We start from the raw sequence: 22162 nt of genomic DNA, 5'->3' as shown, positions 1-22162 counted from the left end.
CTCCTGCGAAGGCACTCATGAGAGCCCGGTTCAGGCGATGCGGCGTTCCACTGACGGCAGGACTCGGCTCCTGCCCTGGCGGCAGCATGTCGTGGTCAAAGGAAAGGGAGGGAGGCGACCACCCCCCCCTGCCCTGTCAGTAAATCCCGCCCTGGTCCTGCAGGAAGTCGCTGTCGGTGCGCTGGCGGCGCTGGACAGTCGCTTCGATGCGGGCGGCGGCCTTGTCCTGGGCGGCGACCTCTTCCTTGCGGATCGAGCGGCGGGGTTCGGATTCGGGCTTGAACGCTTCCCAGATCACGGCGGGCTTGGGTTCGTCGGTCGGCCAGACGCCATAGACGCGCTTGCCCGAGCGGCGGTCGATCGTGACCATGCGGATGCCGGCCGGCGCGATGAAGGGCGTTTTGGGCATGGTTTCGAGGACCGGCGTCATCGCCGCCTTCCAGATCGGGGCGGCGACGCGGCCGCCCTGCGCCCAGCCGCCCAGGCTGCGCGGCTGGTCATAGCCGATATAGACGCCCGCGACGATGTCCGGCGATCCGCCGACGAACCAGACATTGGTCGGGCCGTTGGTGGTGCCGGTCTTGCCGAACAGCGGGCGCTTGAGGTCCGCCAGCACGGTGGCGGTGCCGCGCTGGATCACGCCTTCGGCGATGTGCACGACCTGATAGGCGGTCATGGGATTCATCACCTGCCGCCCCTCGAAGCCGAAGCGGGGCATGGGCTTGCCATCCCAATTGGCCATGTTGCAGCCGTCGCAGGCGCGCCAGCGCAGCGGCCAGATCACCTTGCCGCGCCGGTCCTGCACATAGTCCATCAGCTTGGGGCTGAGTTGCCGTCCCTGATTGGCGAGCATGGCATAGGCGTTCACCATCCGCTCCACCGTGGTTTCGCCCGCGCCCAGCGCGAAGGAGAGATAGGGCTGGTAATCCCCGATCCCCATCGCCTTGATGGTGCGCACGACACGGTCCATGCCGGTCTGGCTGGCGGCGCGCACGGTCATCAGGTTGCGCGACTGTTCGACGCCCCAGCGCATGGTCTGCGGCCCGGCGCTGCCGCCGGTGAAGTTGCGGAAGCATTTCTGGCCGAGGCCCGCGCCCTGATAGACGCATAAGGGACCATCGACGATGATCGAGGCCGGGGTCATGCCATTGTCCAGCGCGGCGGCATAGACGAAGGGCTTGATGGTCGATCCCGGCTGGCGCATCGCCTGCGTGGCTCGGTTGTAGGAGGAGAGACGGTTGTCGAAGCCGCCCTGCATGGCGCGGACGCGGCCTGAATGGGTTTCCTCCACCACCATGCCGCCGGAGACTTCGGGCACGTTGCGCAGCGCCCAGCTCGGTCCGTTGCGCGCCACCACGATCAGGTCGCCGGGCTTCATCGCGGCGAAGGCCGGGCTGCCCGTCTTGCGATAGGGCAGTTGCGCGGCGCCCGCGGGCAGCGTGCCGGTCGATCCATCGGAAAAGCCGATCTGCGCCGCGGAGGAATCCCGGCTGACGATCACGGCGACGCGCCATCCGGCATAGTCCACGTCGATATAGCTCGCCGCCAGCTCGCGCTTCCAGCCGCGATCCATGTCGATCCTAGCGACCGGCCCGGACCATCCCTTGCCCGCGTCGAAGCGCAACAGCCCGTTGCGCAACGCCGTCGTCGTCAGATCCTGTATCTTCGGATCATAGGGGCTGCGGACCCAAAGGCCGCCGGCATAGACGCTGTTGGGGCCATCCTCCGCCTTCTCCCCGAAAAGCTGGATCAGGCGGCGGCGCACCTCCTCCATATAATAGCCGCCGGCGCGGGCGTCGAAGCTGGAGCCGTGCGCGGCCACGGTGCCGAGCGGCTGGGCCTGCGCCTCGTTCCGCTGCGCCTCCGTGATCCAGCCATTTTTGTACATTTCGCCCAGCGCCCAGTCGCGGCGTTCGAGTGCGCGTTCGTGGCCGGTCGGGCTTTCCGGGCGATAATTGGCGGGCCCCTTGGGCAGGATCGCCAGATAGGCCATCTCATGCAGCTTGAGGTCGGCCACATCCTTGTCGAAATAGGCGCGCGCCGCCGCCTGCACGCCATAGGCGTTGCGGCCGAGGAATATCTGGTTGAGGTAGAGTTCCAGTATCTGCTGCTTCGAAAGCACCCCCTCCATGCGATAGGCGAGGATCATTTCCTTCACCTTGCGGGTGGGGGAATATTCGTCGCCGATCAGCAGGTTCTTCGCCACCTGCTGGGTGATGGTGGAGCCGCCGCGGGCGCGCTGGCCCGACCCGATCTTGGTCGCATAATCGAAAACCGCGCCGATGAAGCCGGGGATGTCGACGCCATGATGCTCGAAGAAGGTCTTGTCCTCCGCCGAAAGATAGGCGCGGATGAGGAGCGGCGGATAGTCGCTATACTGGAGCTGCACGCGCCGTTCGCGGGCATAGCTGTGGACCGGCTGTCCGTTGGTGTCGCGCACGATGGTCGGCAGGGGCGGTTCATATTCCAGCAGCGTCGCCGCATCGGGCAGCCCGCGCGCGAAGACCAGCCAGAACAGCGCATAGGCGAGGAGGAGACCGCCGAAACCGATCGCGATCCAGCGGAACCAGCGCTTGTCCCAATGGGGCCGGAGGCGTTCCCCAAAGCCGCTCGCGCCGCGGCGCAGGCGCTGAGCAAAGGACGATGCGGCGTATTTGGGGCGTGCCTCTTCCATGATGGTCGAGGCTGTAAGGTCAAAATGGGGGAAGCGCCAGAGTGGAATGCCCATGTGAGGCCGGACTGCGTTGGCGGCCCGGTCCTGATTGCCCAAGCGTCTTGCCGAACCTGTTTCAGCATGACGGCAAGACGGCAAGGACGGGCCTAACCGCCGTTACCGACCGCCAGCCTGCGGGCGAAATGCACTTCGATCGCGCGGGCGACGCCTTTGGCGATGTTGGCTTGGCCTGCCTTCGACGCCAGGAAAGCCGCGTCGGCGCTGTTGGAGAGATAGCCGGCCTCGAACAGCACCGACGGCGTGTCGGGCGCCTTCAGCACCATCAGCGAGGCGAAGCGGTGCGCCGTGCCGCGAAACGGCACATAGGGCGCCGCCTCGCGCTGGAGCAGCCGGGCGAAGGCCACCGAAAGGTTCATCGATTCCCGCTGCGTCAGGTCGATGAGGATCGAAGAGACATCGCTGGGCTGGCCACCCAAATTGACGCCGTTCAACACATCCGCCTTGTTTTCTCGCGCCGCCAGCCGGGCCGCCTCGCGGTCGGATGCGGTTTCGGACAAGGTGTAGACGGTCGCGCCGCGCGCCTGGTCGTCATCGGCCGAATCGGCGTGGATGGAGATGAACAGGTCCGCATTGAGCTGGCGCGCGATGCCGTAGCGCTCCTGCAGCACCAGGAACCGGTCGTCATTGCGGGTCAGCGCGACGCGGACGCGGCCCGAGCGCGCCAGTTGGTCGCGGATCGCCAGCGCGATGGCGAGCGTCACGTCCTTCTCGCGCTCGCCATTGTCGCGGTTCACGGCGCCCGGATCATGGCCCCCATGGCCGGCATCGATCACGACCAGCGGGCGGGATGCGTCGCGCGGTCCCTCCACCGGGGGCAAGGAAACGCCGCGCGCCACCGGCGGGATGGGAACGGTGATGCTGTGCAGGCGCTTCGCCGGACGGGGCGCCATATGCGCGGGCGCGTCGAAGCGCATGCTCGCCCGGTCGCCATGGAGCGGGTCGGCGGAAGTGGGGACGGCCGAAAGGATCATGCTTGCGAGCGCAAGACTTTGGAGCATGCGCCGCTTGTGCACCGCGCGGCCCGTCGCCGTCCAGCGCAATTTCATGCGCGCAGGCGAACGACAACCGAATGATGCGTCAAGCATTGCCGAACGGCAGGCTTAACACCATCTTCACACAAGGGGCGATAAACCGCCTGGCGCCATTCGGGTCGAAGTGGCGCGACGCGAAACAATATTTCCAGGAGCCGTTGCTCCTTGCCATTTTGACTGCTACCCATTCACATTCCTTGGAGACGCGCCTTTTCGGGCGACGTTCTTTCGGGGATATTCACGATGGCACCGGCGGGCGGCAACGCCCGGAACCGATGCACGAACAGGTTGACGCTGCATGAGGCATGATTTCCAATCCACGCTGAACCCGATCCCGGGCGATGCGGCGTGGTTGGTGGTGTCCGGCACATGGTCCGGCCCTGCCCCGGCAGCAGACACGCAATTTTCCATGCCAAACCGGGCGATGCAGCAACTCGCGCCGCCCCCTTACTATCGCGCGGCAGCCCGGCCCAGTGCCGTCGGCCGCCAGCGCCGGAGAACAATAAATGACAATGCGTATGCTGATCGATGCGCGCCACCGGGAAGAAACCCGGGTCGCGGTCGTCAAAGGTAACCGGATCGAGGAGTTCGACTTCGAATCGGCCGAGCACAAGCAGCTCAAGGGCAATATCTACCTCGCCAAGGTCACTCGCGTAGAACCGTCGTTGCAGGCGGCCTTCGTCGATTATGGCGGCAATCGGCACGGTTTCCTGGCTTTCAGCGAAATCCACCCCGACTATTATCAGATCCCCCGCGAGGACCGCGAAGCGCTGCTGCGCGAGGAACGCGCCCATGCGGAGGAAGAGGCCGCGCTGCGCGCCGAGGTCGAGGATGACGAGGATGTCGCCGCCGACGGCGGGCTGGAAGTCGTCGAGGCCACCCATCATCATGACGATGAGGATCATGGCGAGGAAACGGCCGAGAACGGCAATGGCGGCGATAACGGCAGGGGCCGCGGCCGTCGCGGCAAGGGCGACGATGCCGCCGACGAACTGCGCCGCAAGCGCATGGCGCTGCGCCGCCGCTACAAGATTCAGGACGTCATCAAGCGCCGCCAGGTGCTGCTGGTGCAGGTCGTCAAGGAGGAGCGCGGCAACAAGGGTGCGGCGCTGACCACTTACCTGTCGCTTGCCGGCCGTTATTGCGTGCTGATGCCCAACACCAGCCATGGCGGGGGCATTTCGCGCAAGATTTCGAACGCCGCCGACCGCAAGCGGCTGAAGTCGATCATCGCGGAGATGAACCTGCCCTCCACCATGGGCTGCATCGTCCGCACCGCGGGCCTCCAGCGCACCAAGCCGGAGATCAAGCGCGACTTCGACTATCTGGCGCGCCTGTGGGACGAAATCCGCGAGAAGACGCTGAAGTCGGACGCGCCCGCGCTGATCCACAATGACAGCGACCTCATCAAGCGGGCGATCCGCGACATCTACAACAAGGATATTGAAGAGGTCATCGTCGAGGGCGAATATGGCTATAAGGCGGCCAAGGACTTCATGAAGCTGCTGATGCCCAGCCATGCGCGCCGGGTGAAGCAATATGCCGACGCGGTGTCGCTGTTCCAGCGCGCCAGCGTCGAGGACCAGCTCGCGGCGATGTACAATCCCGTCGTTCAGCTCAAGTCCGGCGGCTATCTGGTCATCAATCCGACCGAGGCGCTGGTTTCGATCGACATCAACTCGGGCCGGTCGACCCGCGAGCATGGCATCGAGCAGACCGCTGTCGCCACCAATCTGGAAGCGGCGCGGGAGATTGCACGTCAGTTGCGCCTGCGCGACATGGCGGGCCTGGTCGTCATCGACTTCATCGACATGGAGATGAACTCCAACATCCGCAAGGTCGAGAAGGCGATGAAGGAGGCGCTGAAGGACGATCGCGCCCGTATCCAGGTCGGCCGGATCTCCGGCTTCGGCCTCATGGAAATGAGCCGCCAGCGGCTGCGCACCGGCGTGCTGGAAGCATCGACCCGCCAGTGCCCGCATTGCGAAGGCACGGGGCTGGTCCGCACCGCTTCGTCGGCCGGCCTCAGCGCGCTGCGCATGCTGGAAGAGGAGGCGGCGCGCGGTCGCGGCAGCCTGATCACGCTGCGGGCGAGCCAGGAAGCGGCCTTCTACGTGCTCAACAACAAGCGCCGGGAGCTGGACGAGATCGAGCAGCGCTATGGCGTGCGCATCGCGATCCTGCCCGATGGCGAGGTCGAAGGCGCGCGCATGTCGGTCGAGGCCAGCGGGCCGCGTCCGGAGCGGGTGGTGGACTATACTCCGATCGCGGAAGAGGATGACGATCTCGACGTCATCGAGGAACTGGACGAGGAAGAGATCGAGGAAGTCGACGCCGCGCAGGAGGAACGCGCCGAGCGGGGCGAGGATCGCGGTGATGATCGGGAAGGAGGCGGCCGTCGCCGTCGCCGCCGTCGTCGCCGTCGCGGCGGTCAGCGCGACGAGCATCGCGCCGAGTCGGAGACCCAAGGCGAGGCTGGCGAGGACGCCGACAGCGCTGAAGAGGAAGCCGAGATCGAGGGCGAGACCGAGGCTGTTCTGGCCGAAGCCGCCGCCGAAGCGGAGGGCGAAGGCCGTCGCCGTGGCCGTCGGGGCCGCCGGGGCGGACGCCGCCGCCGCGAAGCCGGCGAGGAAGCGGTGAGCGAAGGCTCGGTTGCAAGCGAGGAAGCCGTCGAGGCCGAAGTCGTTCAGGAGCCCGTGGCGGAAGCAACGCCCGAAGCCCCTGCCGAGGAAGAAGCGCCCAAGACCCGCCGCCGCCCCCGTGCACGCAAGGCGAAGGAAAGCGCCGCGCCTGCCGCCGAAGCGGTGGAAGCCGTTGCGGTCGAAGCTCCTGTGGAAACGCCCGTCGAAGCCGTGCCGGAAGCCGCCGCCGCCGAAGAGGCGCCGGCCAAGCCCAAGCGCACGCGCCGCAAGAAGGCCGATCCGGTAGCGGAGGAAGCCGCTGCTGCCGAGGCTGCACCGGCAGCGCCCGCCGCCGAAGAGGCGCCGGCCAAGCCCAAGCGCACGCGTCGCAAGAAGGCCGATCCGGTGGTCGAGGAAGCCGTTGCCGCCGAGACCGCGTCATCCGTTGAAACGCCCGTCGAGGCCGTTCCATCCGATGAGGCTGCGGAGACGCTCATCGTGAACGGAGAAGCCGAAGCGGCAGACGAAGGTGACGATGGCGCGCCGCGCCGCGGCTGGTGGCAGCGCACCTTCGGCCAGTAAGCCGACAGGCGATGGAAAGACGCCGCTGTCTTGCCGCTTCGGGCGGCCGGACGGCGGCGTTTTCATTTTCCCCCGGCGGGATTTTGCAGCTATTTCAGGACCTTCTTTCTTCATGGAGGGAGATGGGAAGCTTTGGCGACGAAGGAGCCGGGGCTGATCTGGATGAGAGGGGAGCGGGCCTGCGGCCCACGCGATCCTTGGATCGCACCCCCCTTACCCAGCTACGACTAGGCAGCAAGCTGCCAAGTCTGCGCAGCCCTCTCCCTCCAGGGAGAGGGATAAAGTGGGTGTTCGCTTCCCGCCAAAGCCCCTATTGGACCTGCCGCTTTATGGGCTACATAACGCCTTTCAGTTGCCGTTCATCCCCTGGACGGCATTGACAGTCAGCGATGGAGCCTTTTCCCCTGCCCCGCACCGCCCCTGCACGCCGAACCATCCTCGCATGACCGCGCGCTGGCTTCGTTTCGCGGCCATCGCCGCCGCATCGCTCGCCCTTTTGTCGCGCCCGGCCGCGGCGCAGCAGATCCTGCGGGACGCGGAGACAGAGGCGTTCATGGCCGACATGTCAGCGCCGCTGGTCGAGGCGGCCGGCATGGAGCCGCGCAATGTCCAGGTGCTGGTCATCAACGATCCCAATATTAACGCCTTCGTGGCGGGCGGCCAATATGTCTGGGTGCATAGCGGGCTGATCGCGGCCGCCGACAATGTGAACCAGGTGCAGGGCGTGGTCGCGCATGAACTCGGCCATATCGAGGGCGGCCATGTCATCCGTTACGGGGAGGGGATGAAGGAGGCGACCGGCATCACCCTGCTCAGCCTGGTGCTGGGCGCGGCGGCGATCGCGGCGGGCGGCGCGGAAGCGGGCATGGGCATATTGGGCATGGGGCAGCAGGCGGCGATGGGCAAGTTCCTGGCCTTTTCGCGGGCGCAGGAAAGCTCCGCCGACCTTGCCGGCGCGCGCTATCTCAGCAAGGCGGGGGTTTCGGGCAAGGGCAGCCTGGAATTCTTCAAGAAGCTGCAGAACCAGGAATATCGCCTCGCCATTCCGCAGGACGACAGTTACGGCCGCACCCACCCCCTTTCAGGCGAGCGCATCAATGTGCTGCGGGAAGTCTATACGGTCGATCCCGCCTGGGACAAGCCGATGGACCCGAAGCTGGAGGCGCGGTTCGAAAGGATCAAGGCGAAGCTGGTGGGCTTCGTGTCGGAACCCAGCCAGACCCTGCTCAAATATCCCGAAAGCGACCAGTCGCTGCCGGCGCATTATGCCCGCGCCTATGCCTGGCACAAGAGCGCCTATCCGGACAAGGCGCTGGCGGAGGTCGACGCCCTGCTGGCCGCCGCGCCGCACGATCCCTATTTTCTGGAACTGAAGGGGCAGGTGCTGCTGGAAAGCGGCAAGCCCGCCGACGCCATCCCGCCGCTGCGGGAGGCCGTGCAGCTCACCAACCAGCCGCTGATCGCCACGCTGCTGGGCCATGCGCTGATCGCGACGGAAAATGACGCGAATTTCGCGGAGGCGGAGAAGGTGCTGCGCAACGCCATTGCGCGGGACCGGGAAAATCCCTTCGCCTGGTACCAGTTGGGCGTGGTCTATGAACATCGCGGCGACCTACCCCGTGCCGCGCTGGCGACGGCGGAACGCTATTCGATGATGGGCGAGGATCAGATGGCGCTGCGCAGCGCCGACGCCGCGATGCAGGGATTGAAGCCGGGCACGGTTGACTATCTGCGCGCGCAGGATATCGCCATGGTTTCCCGCGCAGCCGTCGAGCAGAAGCGAAAGAAACGATGACAGATCAAAGGCGGCCCAGCTTTCGCGCAGCGCTTTCCAACAGGACCATCATGATGACCCTTGGCGTTTTCGCCTTCATCGCCGCCACCGCGACGGGCGCGGCGCTCGGCACCCAGAGCACGGGCCGCGTCGACGCCGGAGACAAGGCCGCCATCGAGCAGATCGTGCACGACTATATCCTGGAACATCCCGAGATCATCCCGCAGGCGGTCGAGAAGCTGCAGGCGAAGCGGATGTCGGGCATGATCGACGCCAGTCGCAAGACGATCGAGACCCCCTATGCCGGCGCGTGGGAAGGGGCCGCCAATGGCGATGTGACCGTGGTCGAATTTTTCGACTATGCCTGCGGCTATTGCCGGGCGTCGCTGCCCGATCTCGCCAGGCTGGTGGGTGAGGACAAGAGGGTGAAGGTCGTCTATCGCGAACTGCCGATCCTGTCCGACGAGAGCATCGATGCCGCGAAGGTGTCGCTGCTGGCGGCGGAGAAGAACCAGTATATGCCCTTCCACCGGGCGCTCTATGCAGCGGGCAAGGTAACGCATGAGACGATCCTCGCGGCGGCGGCGAAGGTCGGGATCGACGCGAAGGCGGCGCAGGCGGCGATCGCGGGGGGCAGATATGATGCGGAGATCCAGTCCAATATCGGGCTGGCGCAGAAACTGCAGGCAAGCGGCACGCCGACCTTCGTTATCGGGGGTCAGGTGCTGAATGGGGCCGTGGGCTATGACGCCCTGAAGGCCGCGGTGGCGTCGGCGCGGGGGAAGTAAGCGGCGGCTTCCGCGCGGTTTGCTGACCTTCCGCTTTCCTTGAAGCGCACCCCATGAAGCGCACCGTGCTCCTGCGAAGCACTCGAATGAGACAGGCGGCTCATGAGAGCCAGGTTCCCACGGTATGATGATCCACGGACGGCAGCGCTCGACCGGAATCCGACATCGCGCTGAACCGTCCTCGAAACCATCACGACCTTCTCCTCCGCCATTGACTCGCCTCTCCCTTTTGCCTATCGGACGCCCCCTGACATGCGGCCGCCCGCCCGGCGGCCCTTTTTTGTCACGCCCGATTCTTTTAGTTTTTTGAGGAATGAACGATGAAGCGCACCTATCAGCCGAGCAATCTGGTTCGGAAGCGCCGTCACGGTTTCCGCGCTCGCATGGCGACCCCCGGCGGCCGCAACGTGCTGCGCGCTCGTCGTGCACGCGGCCGCAAGAGCCTGAGCGCCTGAACGACGCGCCGCTTGAGCGCGCGCCTGCGGTCATGACCCGGCGCGCTGATTTTCTGGCGGCGAATCGCGGGCGGCGCGCGCCCATGCCAGGCTTTGTCCTGTTGGTGCGCGAACGCGGCGACGGCGATCCGGCGATGCGGTACGGCATCACGGTCACGAAAAAGATTGGCGGCGCTGTCATCCGCAACCGGATGAAGCGCCGCTTTCGCGTTCTGGCGCGGGATCTGTTGCCGGCGCATGGCATAGCCGGAGCGGATCATGTGCTGATCGGGCGCGCCGAGGGGATCGAGCGCGACTTCGGCCTGCTTCGCCGGGAGCTGGAAAAGGCGCTGGGCAAGGTGATGAGCCGGCCTGTTGATGAGGCGCCGCGCAGGAAGGGGCGGCCTTCCCCTCCGAAAGACACGGCACCCCTGCGCAGGCAGGAACCCGGGGTCGCGACGGAAGGCAGCGGCGGAACGGGCTTCCCGCCCTCGCAGGAACATGGCAGGGGCAGACATGGCAGGGACAGGCCGTGATCGCCCGCCTTTTCATCCTGATCGCGCGCTTCTGGCAGCTTGGGCCTTCGCGCATTTTGCCTCCTTCCTGCCGCTATGCGCCCTCCTGTTCCGAATATGCGATTCAGGCGATCGGCAAATATGGTGCGGTGAAGGGTAGCTGGCTGGCCACGAAGCGGCTAATGCGATGCCACCCATGGGGCGGTTCGGGTTACGATCCGGTCCCCTGATACGAATTTCGAGATACGGCGGAGCCGACAAGCGTGGACGACAAGAAGAATATCATCCTGGCGGTGCTGCTGACCGCGGCGATCCTGTTCGGCTGGCCCTATGTCGCCAAATATTTCTTCCCCGCCGCCAATCCGCCGGCCACGAAGATCGAGGGCGGCAAGACCACGCCGCTCACCCCGTCCGGCGCCGCCCCCGCGGCGGAAGGGTCCGCTGCGGTCCGCGACCTGGCGCTGGCGCTGAAGGACAGCCCGCGCGTGCCCATCCGCACGCCCAAGATCACCGGATCGATCAACCTGAAGGGCGCGCGCATCGACGACATCGTGCTGCCGACCTACAAGGAAACGATCGCCAAGGCGTCGCCGGCCATTCGCCTCTACAGCCCCAGCGGCACCCGGCACGCCTATTTCGCCGGCTTCGGCTGGCAGGGCGAAGGGGTGAAGACCCCGGACGGCAGCACGCTGTGGACGGCGTCGGCCAAGGAACTGACCCCGTCCAGCCCGGTCACGCTGACGTGGAACAATGGCGCGGGCCAGACCTTCGAGATCCGCTATTCCATCGACGAAAATTACATGATCACCGCGCAGCAGAAGGTGTCGAACAGCGGCGCCGGCGCGGTGGGCGTCAAGAGCTACGGCTATGTCAGCCGGGCGACTCCCTCGGCCGATCCCGACACCTGGACGATCCATGTCGGCCCGATGGGGGTGTTCAACGGCGCGGCCAATTATGACGTGAACTACAAGGATCTGGAAAAGGGTCCGGCGACGCAGAGCTTCCAGTCGACCGGCGGCTGGATCGGCTTCACCGACAAATATTGGCTCTCCGCCCTGATTCCCGACCAGAAGGCCGCCTTCACCGGCCAGATGCGTAAAGGTGCCGGCACGCAGTTCCAGACCGACGTGTCGCTGGCCCCCATCATGGTCGCGCCAGGCAAGGCAGTGACGCAGACCAACCGGCTGTTCGTCGGCGCCAAGGAGGTGAAGACGCTGGAAGCCTATCAAGACGCCGGCGTTCCGCTGTTCGACCGGGCGATCGACTGGGGCTGGTTCTACTGGTTCGAAAAGCCGATCTTCGCCCTGCTCCACTGGCTGTTCGAGCATATCGGCAATTTCGGCGTGGCGATCATCTGCCTGACCTTCGTGGTGCGCGGCCTGATGTTCCCCGTCGCCCAGCGCCAGTTCGCCAGCATGGCGGCGATGCGCGCGGTGCAGCCCAAGATGAAGGCGCTGCAGGAGAAATATAAGGACGACAAGCCCAAGCTCCAGCAGGAGATGATGGAGCTCTACAAGCGCGAGAAGGTGAATCCGCTCGCGGGCTGTCTGCCGATCTTCATCCAGATCCCGATCTTCTTCGCGCTCTACAAGGTGCTGCAGCTCACCATCGAAATGCGCCACCAGCCCTTCGTGTTGTGGATCAAGGATCTGAGCGCGCCCGATCCGCTGCACATCGTCAACCTGTTCGGCCTGTTGCCCTTCACCCCGCCCGCCTTCCTGGGGATCGGCGTGCTGGCGCTGCTGCTGGGCATCAGCATGTACTTCCAGTTCAAGCTGAACCCGGCGCAGATGGACCCGATGCAGCAGCAGGTGTTCGCGATCATGCCGTGGATGATGATGTTCATCATGGCGCCCTTCGCGGCGGGCCTGCTGGTTTACTGGATCACCAACAACTGCCTGTCGATGTTGCAGCAATGGTGGCTCTACAAGCGCCACCCGCAACTCAGCGCAGCGACCGCGAAATAAGGCCGGGGCGTTGACCGAACAGGAACAGGCTGAATTGATCGAGGAAGCGCGCAAGGTCTTTGCCGGCCCCATCGCCTTCCTCAAATCCGCGCCCGACCTCAAATTCCTGCCAGACATGGCGGTGAACGAGGTGGCATTTGCGGGGCGGTCCAATGTCGGCAAATCATCGTTGCTGAATGCGCTGACGAACCGCAACGGCCTTGCCCGCACGTCCAATACGCCGGGGCGGACGCAGGAGCTGAATTTCTTCGACGTGGGCGACCCGTTGCGCTTCCGGCTGGTCGACATGCCGGGCTATGGCTATGCCCGCGCGCCCAAGGACATGGTGCGCAAATGGCGGTTTCTGGTGAACGACTATCTGCGCGGGCGGGCGAAGCTGAAGCGCACGCTGGTGCTGATCGATAGCCGCCACGGCATCAAGGATGTCGATACCGACATCCTCGACATGCTGGACGCTGCGGCGGTCAGCTATCGCATCGTCCTGACCAAGGCGGACAAGGTGAAGGCCAGCCATCTTGCGGAAGTCCACGAGGCCGTGGCCGAGGCGATCCGCAAACGGCCCGCCGCGCATCCGGACATCATCGCGACGTCGAGCGAAAAGGGCATGGGACTTCCCGAATTGCGCGCCGCCGTGCTGGAAAGCGTGACCCAAGGGTGAGGCCCGGCCGATGGTGAGGATCACCTGCCTCTGCGGTCGGATCGGCCTGACGATCGAGAAACGCCCGGCGTTCATCAATGCATGCAACTGCACGCTGTGCAGCAAAACGGGCGCGCACTGGGCCTATCTCGACCCCCGCGAGGTGCGTGTCGAGGGCGCCACGCAAAGCTATTGCCGGGAGGACAAGGACGATCCGGCGGCGGAGATCCAGTTTTGCGGTCGATGCGGATCGACCACCCATTTCACCCTATCCGCCAGCGCGGTATCCCGGTTCGGAAACGGCATGATGGGCGTCAACATGCGCCTGGCCGACGAACGCGATCTGGCGGGAATCGAACTGCGCTATCCTGACGGGCGGTCCTGGTCGGGCACGGGCGACTTCGGCTATGTGCGGGCGCCCCGGATCATCGGCCAGGACGCAAGTTCCGGCTGATCCCCGGCAGGCTTTCCTCGCGGGAGCCGAAGCGGCTAGAAAAGGCTGTACTGCCCACTTCCTTTCAGAGTCCAGGTGGCCAGGGTCTCATGATGCGTGCGCCCGACATGGCTGCATATCAGCATGAACCGGTCGACATGCCAGCCAAAGCCATCGACCCGACGCTGTTCCGGCGGACCGTCGCGGTAGAACAGCGTCTGGTGCGGGCTGAAGCTCCAGCCGGGACGCAGCATCACCCCCGCGCCTTTCATGCCCGCCGCGATCTGCTTCTGAAGCGTGCCGAGCAGCGGCACGCTATGGGACGGACGCAGGGCGGCGGACCGGTTGCCGATGCTGAGCCGGTCCAGCCGCAGGTCGAACGGTTCCGCCATCACGCCTGTCCCGGCGCGCATCAGCGCCTTGATCACCGCATAGGGATATTCGACATAATCGCAGGTGATCGCCAGCGTCACATGCTGGTGATCCACGGCGATGCGCCGGGCGCCGCCGGCGATGGCCTCCGCGAAATGATCCGTCTGGCGGGCGATCAGCAATGTGGGCTTCAGGGCGAAGAACAGGCGGAAGAGGGTCTTGCCGGGCTGGTTTTCCATGACATTTCGCTCCATGCGAATCGGTCGATCATGTTCATGATATGTTCTTTTCCTTCCCAAGGCGAATCCGGTGGAGCCGCCCCTGATTTCATGCGTTTGCGCGATAGGGGACAAGGAGAGTGACTATGATGCAATTGACGCTCGACAGTCTGGCGGAGAAGATGAAGGACATCGATTTCGCGATGCTGTCGACCCATGCCGACGGCGGCCAGATCGGCGCAAGGCCGATGAGCAACAACCAGGATGTCGCCTATGGCGGCGACAGCTTTTATTTCACCACGGAAGACACGCTGATGGTGAAGGACATCGAACGCGATCCGCGCGTCGGCCTGTCCTTTCAGGGGCGTACCGGGTTGCTCAAGCAGAACCCGCTGTTCATCGCCGTGGAGGGCCGCGCCGACCTGATCCGCGATCGCGATGCGTTCCGCGCGCATTGGAACAGCCAGTTGCAGGACTGGTTCGAGGAAGGGCCGGACACGCCCGGCCTTGTCATGATAAAGGTCCAGGCGCAGCGCGCCCATATCTGGGACGGCGAGAATGAGGCTGAACTGGAGCTTGGATGATTCGCGACGGCGCGAGGCCGCACGGCAGAGGGAGACGGGTCGCGCAAACGGTCCTGGCCTTGGCTTTCGGCCTGGCCGGAACCCTGCACCTGACCCGGCCCAGCGGCTTCGTCGCGATCACGCCTGACTGGGTTCCCGCACCCCATATGACGATCGCGCTGACCGGCGTGGCCGAGATCGCCGGCGCCATCGGCCTGATGCTGACGCCGCTGCGCAGGGCGGCGGGCATGGCTCTCGCGCTCTACGCCCTGTGCGTGTGGCCAGCCAATTTCCACCATGCCCTGAACGACATTCCGCTTGGCGGCGTGCATCTGAGCTGGTGGTATCACGGGCCGCGCCTGGCTGCGCAGCCGGTGATCATATGGTGGGCGCTCTGGGCAGGCGGAGCAACGGACTGGCCGTTCAAACGGCAGCGGGCGCGCAGTCCGGTTTCCGGACAAGATGATTGTCTTTGAAGATTGCGGCTCTACTGTGCGCACTTTCCAACGAACAAGCGATCAGAGAGCGATGACCCGGCATATTCCCTGGATAATGATAGCGATTATGGGCGCGGTGGCGCTGTCGGTGGTGGCTGTATCCCGCGGCGAGGCGGTCAATGCGCTGTGGATCGTGGTGGCGGCGGTCAGCAGCTTCCTCGTCGCCTATCGCTATTATGGGCTCTACATCGCGCGAAATGTGATGCGGCTCGACCCGTCGCGGCCCACGCCCGCGATCCGGCGGGCCGATGGCCTCGACTATGTGGCGACCGACCGGACGGTGCTGTTCGGGCATCATTTCGCCGCCATTGCGGGCGCGGGCCCGCTGGTGGGACCGGTGCTGGCGGCGCAGATGGGCTATCTGCCCGGAACGCTCTGGATCATTGCGGGCGTGGTGCTGGCGGGCGCGGTGCAGGACTTCATGGTCCTCTTCATCTCCATGCGCCGCGACGGCAAGTCGCTGGGCGAGCTGATCCGCATGGAAATGGGGCAGGTTGCCGGGACCATCGCGCTGTTCGGCGCCTTCATGATCATGGTCATCATCCTCGCCGTGCTGGCGCTGATCGTGGTGAAGGCGCTGGCGGAAAGCCCCTGGGGCATGTTCACCGTGGCGGCGACGGTGCCGCTGGCGATGGCCATGGGCGCCTATACGCGCTGGATCAGGCCGGGGCGCATCGGGGAAGTGTCGCTGCTGGGACTGGTCGGGCTGCTCGCCGCCATCGTCTATGGGCAGAACATCGCCGCTTCGCCGGTCTGGGGGCCGGCCTTCACCTTCACGCCGGTGCAGCTTTGCTGGATCTTGATCGGCTATGGCGCGGTAGCGTCGGTATTGCCGGTGTGGCTGTTGCTGGCGCCGCGCGATTATCTGTCGACCTTCCTCAAGATCGGGGCGATCGCGGCGCTGGCGATCGGCATCGTCATCATGGCGCCGCCGCTCAAAATGCATGCCGTGACCCAGTTCGTGAACGGCAACGGGCCGGTCTGGTCGGGCGGATTGTTCCCCTTCCTGTTCATCACCATCGCCTGCGGGGCGGTTTCGGGCTTCCATGCCCTGATCGCCAGCGGCACCACGCCCAAGCTGATCGCCAGCGAAGCCCATGCGCCGATGATCGGCTATGGCGCGATGCTGATGGAGGCGTTCGTGGCGATCATGGCGCTGGTGGGCGCGTCGATCCTCGATCCGGGCATCTATTTCACGATGAACAGCCCTGCGGCGGTGATCGGCAAGGACGCGGGCAGCGCGGCGGCGGCGGTGACGGCCATGGGCTTCCCCATCTCGCCCGATCTGATCCTGCAGACCGCGAAGGATGTGGGCGAGCACAGCATCATCTCCCGCGCGGGTGGGGCGCCGACGCTGGCGGTGGCGATGGCGGAGATATTCTCCCATATCATGGGCGGGCCGGCGATGAAGGCCTTCTGGTATCATTTCGCGATCCTGTTCGAGGCATTGTTCATCCTGACAGCCGTGGATGCGGGGACGCGCGCCGGACGCTTCATGTTGCAGGATCTGATCGCGCTGGCGGTGCCCGCCTTCAAGGACAGCAAGAGCATGGCTCCCGGGGTCATCGCAACGGCGCTGACCGTCGCGGCCTGGGGCTTCTTCCTCTATCAGGGCGTGACCGATCCGCTGGGCGGGGTGAACACGCTCTGGCCGGTGTTCGGCATTTCCAACCAGATGCTGGCGGCCATCGCACTGATGCTGGGAACGGCGGTGCTGTTCCGGATGAAGCGGGACCGCTTCGCCTGGGTGACGCTGATCCCGACCGCCTGGCTGCTGATCTGCACCCTGTCGGCGGGCTTCCTCAAGCTGTTTTCCGCCGATGCGAAGGTCGGTTTCCTGGCGCATGCCGCCCGGTTCAGCGCCGCGGCGGGCGATGGCGAGGTGCTGGTCCCCGCCAAGTCGATGGCGGAGATGCGGCAGATCATCTTCAACGACCGGATCGACGCGGCGCTGGTCGCGGTCTTCCTGTTCGTGGTGTTGGCGGTGCTGCTGTTCACCATCCGCACCTGCCTCGCCGCGCGGAAGGTGGCGGCGCCGACCGCACGGGAAATTCCGGCGCAACTGGTCCCGGCGGAATGAGCATCTTCCTCCACCGGCTGCGGCAGATGGCGCATATGATGGTCGGGGTGCCGGATTATGACGCCTATCTGCGCCATATGCGGGCGCATCATCCCGAGCGTGCGCCGATGGACCGGACAGCCTTCTTCCGGGAGCGGCAGGAGTCGCGTTATGGGGGCAGGAATGGGGGGAAGTGCTGCTAGGGCTGGCCGCCCTCCCCTTCGTCGATGGGGAGGCTTGGCTTAGAGCCAATCGACATTCAGCCCTGACGGCCTGCAAATGACGCTTTTCCGTGCTTCCGGTGCTCTCCTACTTTGAGTAGGCTGCGCTCCGGGTCACGGAAAACCACCATTTTACCTTCGGTGGTCTTCGGCTCGGCTCGTCATCTTCTGAATGTCGATTGTCTCTAGCGCTTGGCGTTGAAGCCCGCGACCATGCCGGCTGCGATGGAGAGGGCGATTTCCGCCGCGCCTATCGCCCCTATGTCGAGGCCGGCGGGGCCGTCTATGCGCGCCAGTTCTTCCGCCGAAAAGCCCAGAGCAGCCAGCCGTTCCAATCGCGCCGCATGGCTTTTGCGCGATCCCAGCGCGGCGATGTAGCCCGTCGGCCCACGCAGCGCCGCCGCCAAGGCGGGATCATCGATCTTGATGTCGTGGCTGAGCGTCACGACCGCGGTGGATTCGCCGGGAAAACGGGCCGCAACCGCTTCGTCCGGCCAGCGGTCGTCCAGTTCGACGCCAGGGAAGCGCTCCTCCGTCAGGAAACGGCCGCGCGGATCGATGACGACGGGAGTGACGCCGATTGCCCGCGCCAGTGCGCTGAGCGACTGGGCGATCTGCACAGCACCGACGATCAGCAATCTGCGGGGCGGATCGTAGCGGTTGTGGAACTGCCCCTCCCCCGCCCCTTCCCGCGTGAGGCCGGTCGCAAGATCCGTCGACAGGGTGAGCGCCCTGCCCTTCTCGCTTTCCGCCGCGATCCGCTCGAACAATGCGGGGTCGAAGCCTTCCGGGCTGACCGGCTGGACCAGCACGCTGATTTCCCCGCCACAGGGCAGGCCTACCGCCCAGGCGTCGCCATCGGCCACGCCATAGGTTTCCAGATTCGCCGGCCGTCCCCCGATCACCTCCGCCGCGCGCTGGAGCACGTCGGTCTCGACGCATCCGCCGGATATGCTGCCTTCGAACCGGCCGTCCTCATGCACGATCATATGGCTGCCGCGCGGCCGGGGCGCGGAGCCCCAGGTCGACACCACCGTCGCCAGCGCCAGCCGCGCCCCACGCCATTCGGTGGCCTTGCGGATGGCCGCGCCATTGTCGTTCAAAAGCCTGCCTCCCAGAGCGATTTCCAGCAATCGAACCGATCGCTGGTCAAGAAATCGCGGACAATAAAGAGATTATAGCGGCGATCTGATTCAATCACATCGAAACCCGCCCTAAACCAGCCGTCTTCCTGTCCATACCACCCGACCCACGATCACGACCAGCGCCGGATCGATGTCGATCCAGTCGGGATAATGGGGATTGTCGCTGAGCACGGAGAAAAAACCCCTGCGCGGCCCCATGGCCACGCGCTTTACCATGAGCACCCCGTCGAGCCGCAGCACATAGACGCCGTCGCGCAGCCGCCCCGCATCGTCGTCATGATTGACCATGATCTCATCGCCATCGCTGAGCGTGGGGGCCATGGATTCGCCATCGACGCGGATGATCGATATTTTCTGCGGCCGAACGCCCAGATGACGCAGCCAGTTGGCGTCGAAGGCCATCAGGCCGGCCGCCCGCTCATCCTCGTCCAGCGAACCCGGCCCAGCCGAAGCGCCCAGCGAAAGCCGCGGCACGCTGACCACCGAAGGCAGCGACCGCACCCTGACCGGCGGGGTTCCGCGCGGGACCGACCCGCCCAGCATTTCCTCCGCCACGCCGAAATAGCGGGCCAATATGCGCCGGTCCTCCTCATCCAGCTTCCGCGGCGTGCCCCTTTTTATGAACTGCTGGATATAGGCGGGATTGCGGTTCAACAGGCGCGAAAGATCGGAATAGCTGTCGCCCCGCTCGGCAATCAGCCGCTCCAGCACCATGCGCGGATCTTCTCCAATACCGACCATATCTCATCCATTACTGATAGGAATTTTCCTAGACAAGTAGGAAATTAGGCAACATGAAAATCACCTGAGGGATTCGCGCAGGCGGATCGAATCGACAGAGGAGAAGCGGGACTATGCTGTTGCGAGAGGTCGAAAAATTTCTGCGGGAAAACGGCATTCCCGCGACCCGGTTCGGCCGCGAGAGCGTGCGCGATCCCCGGCTGGTCTTCGACCTGCGCAGGGGCCGCGAACCCGGCATGAGAATGAAGAGGCGAGTAGAACATTTCATGAACACATATCGCAGGAGCATGGGCGAATGACAAGCATCCACGTGAACGCTCCCATCCGGAATCTGCTCCAAAATGAAGGTGCGGCGAAAGCGCGCGACCCCCTGCCCCGTCTGCTGTCGCAACTGATCGCGCGGGCGGGTGGAACCGTCATGGTGGAACGCGCCGTCAGCCGTCCCTGGGCGAGCGCGCTGTTCCAGGGGCGGCGCCATGTCGTCGCGCTGACCCTGGCCGGGCCCGATGCGGCCGAGCGGCGCGCAGCCTTTGTCCAGGGAATCGAAGAAGCGGAATGGAGCCTGTCCGGCCATTTCGTCGCGGACATCAGCATCGACTGCCGCCGTCCGGTGCCGGGCGGCGAGTGGGTCGAATTGTCGGCGCTCACCATAGAGGACTGGTGAGAGCCATCAAGGGAGAGCGCCCGTCAGCGCGCTCTCGCCTGCCGGTTCAGCGGGCGCGGCCGGCCATGGTCCGCAAAGTCCCCAGAGCGGCGCGCAGGGCCTCATCGACGCCCTGCTCCACCTTATCGCGCACGGGCACGGCGGCTTCGACCGGCATGTCGGCCAGAACGGAGGCCGGCCGGCCCATGCGCTTGCGCTGGGCAAGACCCTGTTCCAGCCTTTGGGTCAGCTCCGCCAATGAAAGATGCTCGATGGGCGCAGGCGCGGGAGCGGTCTCGGGCTGCGCCGGCTGCGCGATCTCCTGAGGGTCGGCATCGACGGTCTCCGACGAAAATGCGCGCTGCAGGCGTGCGAAGGCCGTTTCCTCCGTCATCTTGTCCGGCATGCCGGGAATGGAAAGGCTGCCCGGCGCGGTGATGGGCGCCTCGACAGCGGCTTCCGCCTCCCCATCTTCGCGTCCGGGCGCGGTGCGGGCGAAAATGTCGAGGCCGCCAAAGTCGCGGCTGGCGAAGATCGGCGGACGCGCGGGGGCATCGGGATGGGCGTCGGCACGGCGCAGCGCCGGACCCGACCTGCTCCGGTCACGCGACAGCCAGTTCAGCTTCGACAATGCAAAACCCATTTCACTCACTCCTGCGGCGCCGTTCCCGCGCCCTTGCTTGTCATGCGTCAGCAGAGCGACGCGCTTTTCCCTTTGTCCCGCCCAGATCAGGCCCAGGACCATCGCCGCGCCGAAACCCGCCAGCAGCAGACGGGCCTTCAGCCCCAGCGGCGGCGCGGCGGCCGGGATGACTTCGCTAAGGCCACTCGACGCCACGACCGTTTCGACCAGCCCTGTGGGCAGCGAGAAGAGGAGCAGCCCGGCCCCGAGCGCGCCCGAAAGCGCCTTCAGCAGCCCACGCATTCTTCTCACGCCGCCGCACGCGCCCCTTCAGGGCGCGCCAGCAATTGCCGATAGACGGGTTCGTAGCGAAGAATGTTTGACGACCAGTTACGCTCCCGCTCCACAAAGGCGCGCGCCGCCGCGCGCCGCTCTTCCCAGAAGCCGCGATCCGCGAACATCCCCGCCAGCGCGGCGGCAAGGGCGGGCGGATCGTCAGGCGCGAACAGCGTGCCGGTGACGCCATGTTCGATCAGTTCGCGATGGCCGCCGACGCTGGACGCGGCGACCAGCCGACCCTGCGCCATCGCCTCCAGCGGCTTCAACGGCGTCACCAGATCGGTGAGGCGCATCGACTTGCGCGGATAGGCGAGGATGTCGACCTGCGCATAATAATCCTCGACCTGATCGTGCGGCACGCGGCCGACGAAGACGATATGGTCGGCAAAGGGCGAGGCCATGGCCCGGTCGCGCAACGCCTGCTCGCACGGGCCGCCGCCGACCAGCAGCAGCTTCGCCTTCGGGCGGGCGCGCACGAGTTTCGGCAGGGCGGCGATCAGGTCGTCCAGCCCCTCATAATCGTAGAAGCTGCCGATGAAGCCGACAACGTCGGCGCCCTCCAGCCCCAGTTGCGCGGTCAGCGCAGGATCGCGGGGAACGGGCGTGCCGAACTGGTCCATGTCGACGCCATTGGGCGAGACGATGATCTTGGCCGCGTCGATTCCCCGCGCCACCAGATCGCCGCGCAGGCCTTCGCAGATCACGGCAACCGCATCGGCTGCGCGGACGGCATGGGTTTCCAGTTGCCGTGTCAGCCAGTAGCGCGGACTGCCCTCCGTCCCGGTGCCGTTGCCGACCGCCGCATCCTCCCAGAAAGCGCGGATCTCGTAGATCATGGGGATATTGTGCCGCTTCGCCACCTTCTGCGCCGCGATCGCGTTCAGCACCGGCGAGTGGGCGTGGATGATGTCGGGCCGCCACTGGCGCACCAGCATATCGATGGCGTCGGCATGGGCGGAAATGTCGCGCCATTCGCGCAGCAGCGGATGGCCGCCGGTCGATTCGCCGGGCGTGCGGTGGAAATGCAGGCCGTCGACCACCTCCTCCAGCGGCCCCGGCGCGGCATGGCGATGGCCGGTGATGCCGCGCACGTCCCAGCCCTTCGCCAATTGCGCCCGCAGGATCGCGCGGGTGCGGAAGGTGTATCCGCTATGCATGGGCAGGCTGTGGTCCAGCACATGGAGAATCCGTGTCATGGCGACGAGTCTTGCCGAAAAAGGTTTAAC

21 protein-coding genes and 1 pseudogene are annotated in these 22162 nt (G+C 65.6%); 15 read left to right on the top strand and 7 right to left on the bottom strand.

Annotated elements, in window-relative coordinates:
- Positions 1-136 precede the first annotated feature (136 nt).
- Positions 137-2674 (bottom strand): penicillin-binding protein 1A, encoded by a 2538-nt coding sequence (locus TZ53_RS12860; protein ID WP_044663028.1) that lies wholly within the window; start codon positions 2672-2674, stop codon positions 137-139.
- Between the two features lie 146 nt (positions 2675-2820).
- A complete protein-coding gene (locus TZ53_RS12855; protein ID WP_083199152.1) occupies positions 2821-3819 on the bottom strand; it encodes an N-acetylmuramoyl-L-alanine amidase family protein in 999 nt (332 codons plus the stop codon).
- A gap of 452 nt (positions 3820-4271) precedes the next feature.
- On the opposite strand from TZ53_RS12855, the gene TZ53_RS12845 reads away from it, so the two are divergent.
- The 9 genes and pseudogenes from TZ53_RS12845 (at position 4272) to TZ53_RS12805 (ending at position 13537) form a co-directional block, all read left to right on the top strand.
- Positions 4272-6968 (top strand): Rne/Rng family ribonuclease, encoded by a 2697-nt coding sequence (locus tag TZ53_RS12845; RefSeq protein ID WP_044661521.1) that lies wholly within the window; start codon positions 4272-4274, stop codon positions 6966-6968.
- 442 nt (positions 6969-7410) lie between these two features.
- Positions 7411-8763, top strand: coding sequence for a M48 family metalloprotease (locus TZ53_RS12840; RefSeq protein WP_044661520.1), 1353 nt, complete (start codon positions 7411-7413; stop codon positions 8761-8763).
- Positions 8760-9530: a DsbA family protein gene (locus TZ53_RS12835; RefSeq protein WP_044661519.1), complete on the top strand. Its 771-nt coding sequence runs from the start codon at positions 8760-8762 to the stop codon at positions 9528-9530. The genes TZ53_RS12840 and TZ53_RS12835 overlap by 4 nt, the downstream gene beginning before the upstream one ends.
- 320 nt (positions 9531-9850) lie before the next feature.
- Entirely contained in the window at positions 9851-9985 is a 135-nt protein-coding gene (rpmH, locus tag TZ53_RS12830) for a 50S ribosomal protein L34 (protein ID WP_007683189.1), read from the top strand.
- 32 nt (positions 9986-10017) lie between these two features.
- Positions 10018-10392 (top strand): annotated as a pseudogene (gene rnpA / locus TZ53_RS12825) (ribonuclease P protein component); the annotation flags it as partial.
- Between the two features lie 104 nt (positions 10393-10496).
- The gene (gene yidD, locus TZ53_RS12820; protein ID WP_025551802.1) at positions 10497-10709 is read left to right on the top strand and encodes a membrane protein insertion efficiency factor YidD; all 213 of its coding nucleotides are present in this window, start codon (positions 10497-10499) and stop codon (positions 10707-10709) included.
- A 33-nt stretch (positions 10710-10742) separates the two neighbouring features.
- Positions 10743-12446, top strand: coding sequence for a membrane protein insertase YidC (gene yidC, locus TZ53_RS12815; RefSeq protein ID WP_044661518.1), 1704 nt, complete (start codon positions 10743-10745; stop codon positions 12444-12446).
- A 10-nt stretch (positions 12447-12456) separates the two neighbouring features.
- The gene (gene yihA / locus TZ53_RS12810) at positions 12457-13104 is read left to right on the top strand and encodes a ribosome biogenesis GTP-binding protein YihA/YsxC (protein WP_025551804.1); all 648 of its coding nucleotides are present in this window, start codon (positions 12457-12459) and stop codon (positions 13102-13104) included.
- Between the two features lie 10 nt (positions 13105-13114).
- Positions 13115-13537 (top strand): GFA family protein, encoded by a 423-nt coding sequence (locus tag TZ53_RS12805; protein ID WP_044661517.1) that lies wholly within the window; start codon positions 13115-13117, stop codon positions 13535-13537.
- Positions 13538-13572: 35 nt separating this feature from the next.
- On the opposite strand, the gene TZ53_RS12800 is transcribed toward TZ53_RS12805, so the two are convergent.
- On the bottom strand, positions 13573-14127 hold the full coding sequence (locus TZ53_RS12800) for a 2'-5' RNA ligase family protein (RefSeq protein ID WP_044663026.1): 555 nt from the start codon (positions 14125-14127) through the stop codon (positions 13573-13575).
- Positions 14128-14255: 128 nt separating this feature from the next.
- Here TZ53_RS12800 and TZ53_RS12795 point away from each other — a divergent pair, with 128 nt between their 5' ends.
- From TZ53_RS12795 to TZ53_RS12780, 4 genes are read left to right on the top strand one after another with little or no spacing between them, the layout of a single operon-like run.
- Positions 14256-14690, top strand: a complete 435-nt coding sequence (locus TZ53_RS12795; RefSeq protein WP_371873080.1) for a pyridoxamine 5'-phosphate oxidase family protein — start codon at positions 14256-14258, stop codon at positions 14688-14690.
- Positions 14687-15145 carry a DoxX family protein gene (locus tag TZ53_RS12790; protein WP_083199151.1) on the top strand — a complete coding sequence of 153 codons (459 nt, stop codon included), beginning with the start codon at positions 14687-14689 and terminating at the stop codon, positions 15143-15145. Before TZ53_RS12795 ends, TZ53_RS12790 begins: the two co-directional genes overlap by 4 nt.
- 52 nt (positions 15146-15197) lie before the next feature.
- The gene (locus TZ53_RS12785) at positions 15198-17246 is read left to right on the top strand and encodes a carbon starvation CstA family protein (protein ID WP_044661515.1); all 2049 of its coding nucleotides are present in this window, start codon (positions 15198-15200) and stop codon (positions 17244-17246) included.
- Entirely contained in the window at positions 17243-17428 is a 186-nt protein-coding gene (locus TZ53_RS12780) for a YbdD/YjiX family protein (protein WP_044661514.1), read from the top strand. The genes TZ53_RS12785 and TZ53_RS12780 overlap by 4 nt, the downstream gene beginning before the upstream one ends.
- A 203-nt stretch (positions 17429-17631) precedes the next feature.
- Here TZ53_RS12780 and TZ53_RS12775 read toward each other — a convergent pair whose 3' ends face one another.
- Both TZ53_RS12775 and TZ53_RS12770 read right to left on the bottom strand, forming a co-directional pair.
- Positions 17632-18549 carry an XdhC family protein gene (locus TZ53_RS12775; RefSeq protein WP_044663024.1) on the bottom strand — a complete coding sequence of 306 codons (918 nt, stop codon included), beginning with the start codon at positions 18547-18549 and terminating at the stop codon, positions 17632-17634.
- Positions 18550-18660: 111 nt separating this feature from the next.
- Positions 18661-19332: a S24 family peptidase gene (locus TZ53_RS12770; RefSeq protein WP_044661513.1), complete on the bottom strand. Its 672-nt coding sequence runs from the start codon at positions 19330-19332 to the stop codon at positions 18661-18663.
- A 113-nt stretch (positions 19333-19445) separates the two neighbouring features.
- Between TZ53_RS12770 and TZ53_RS12765 the strand changes: the two genes are divergently transcribed.
- Both TZ53_RS12765 and TZ53_RS12760 read left to right on the top strand, forming a co-directional pair.
- Positions 19446-19631, top strand: a complete 186-nt coding sequence (locus TZ53_RS12765) for a hypothetical protein (protein WP_025549299.1) — start codon at positions 19446-19448, stop codon at positions 19629-19631.
- The gene (locus tag TZ53_RS12760) at positions 19628-19996 is read left to right on the top strand and encodes a hypothetical protein (RefSeq protein WP_044661512.1); all 369 of its coding nucleotides are present in this window, start codon (positions 19628-19630) and stop codon (positions 19994-19996) included. Before TZ53_RS12765 ends, TZ53_RS12760 begins: the two co-directional genes overlap by 4 nt.
- A 46-nt stretch (positions 19997-20042) precedes the next feature.
- Here the strand turns inward: TZ53_RS12760 and TZ53_RS12755 are convergent, their stop codons facing one another.
- Both TZ53_RS12755 and TZ53_RS12750 read right to left on the bottom strand, forming a co-directional pair.
- Positions 20043-20900: a hypothetical protein gene (locus TZ53_RS12755; protein WP_044661511.1), complete on the bottom strand. Its 858-nt coding sequence runs from the start codon at positions 20898-20900 to the stop codon at positions 20043-20045.
- A 5-nt stretch (positions 20901-20905) separates the two neighbouring features.
- Entirely contained in the window at positions 20906-22132 is a 1227-nt protein-coding gene (locus TZ53_RS12750; protein ID WP_044661510.1) for a TIGR04063 family PEP-CTERM/XrtA system glycosyltransferase, read from the bottom strand.
- Positions 22133-22162: the final 30 nt, after the last annotated feature.

The sequence above is a fragment of the Sphingobium sp. YBL2 genome, from assembly GCF_000943805.1.
GTDB classification, from domain to species: domain Bacteria; phylum Pseudomonadota; class Alphaproteobacteria; order Sphingomonadales; family Sphingomonadaceae; genus Sphingobium; species Sphingobium fuliginis.
This window is presented reverse-complemented; position numbering and strand designations above follow the sequence as displayed.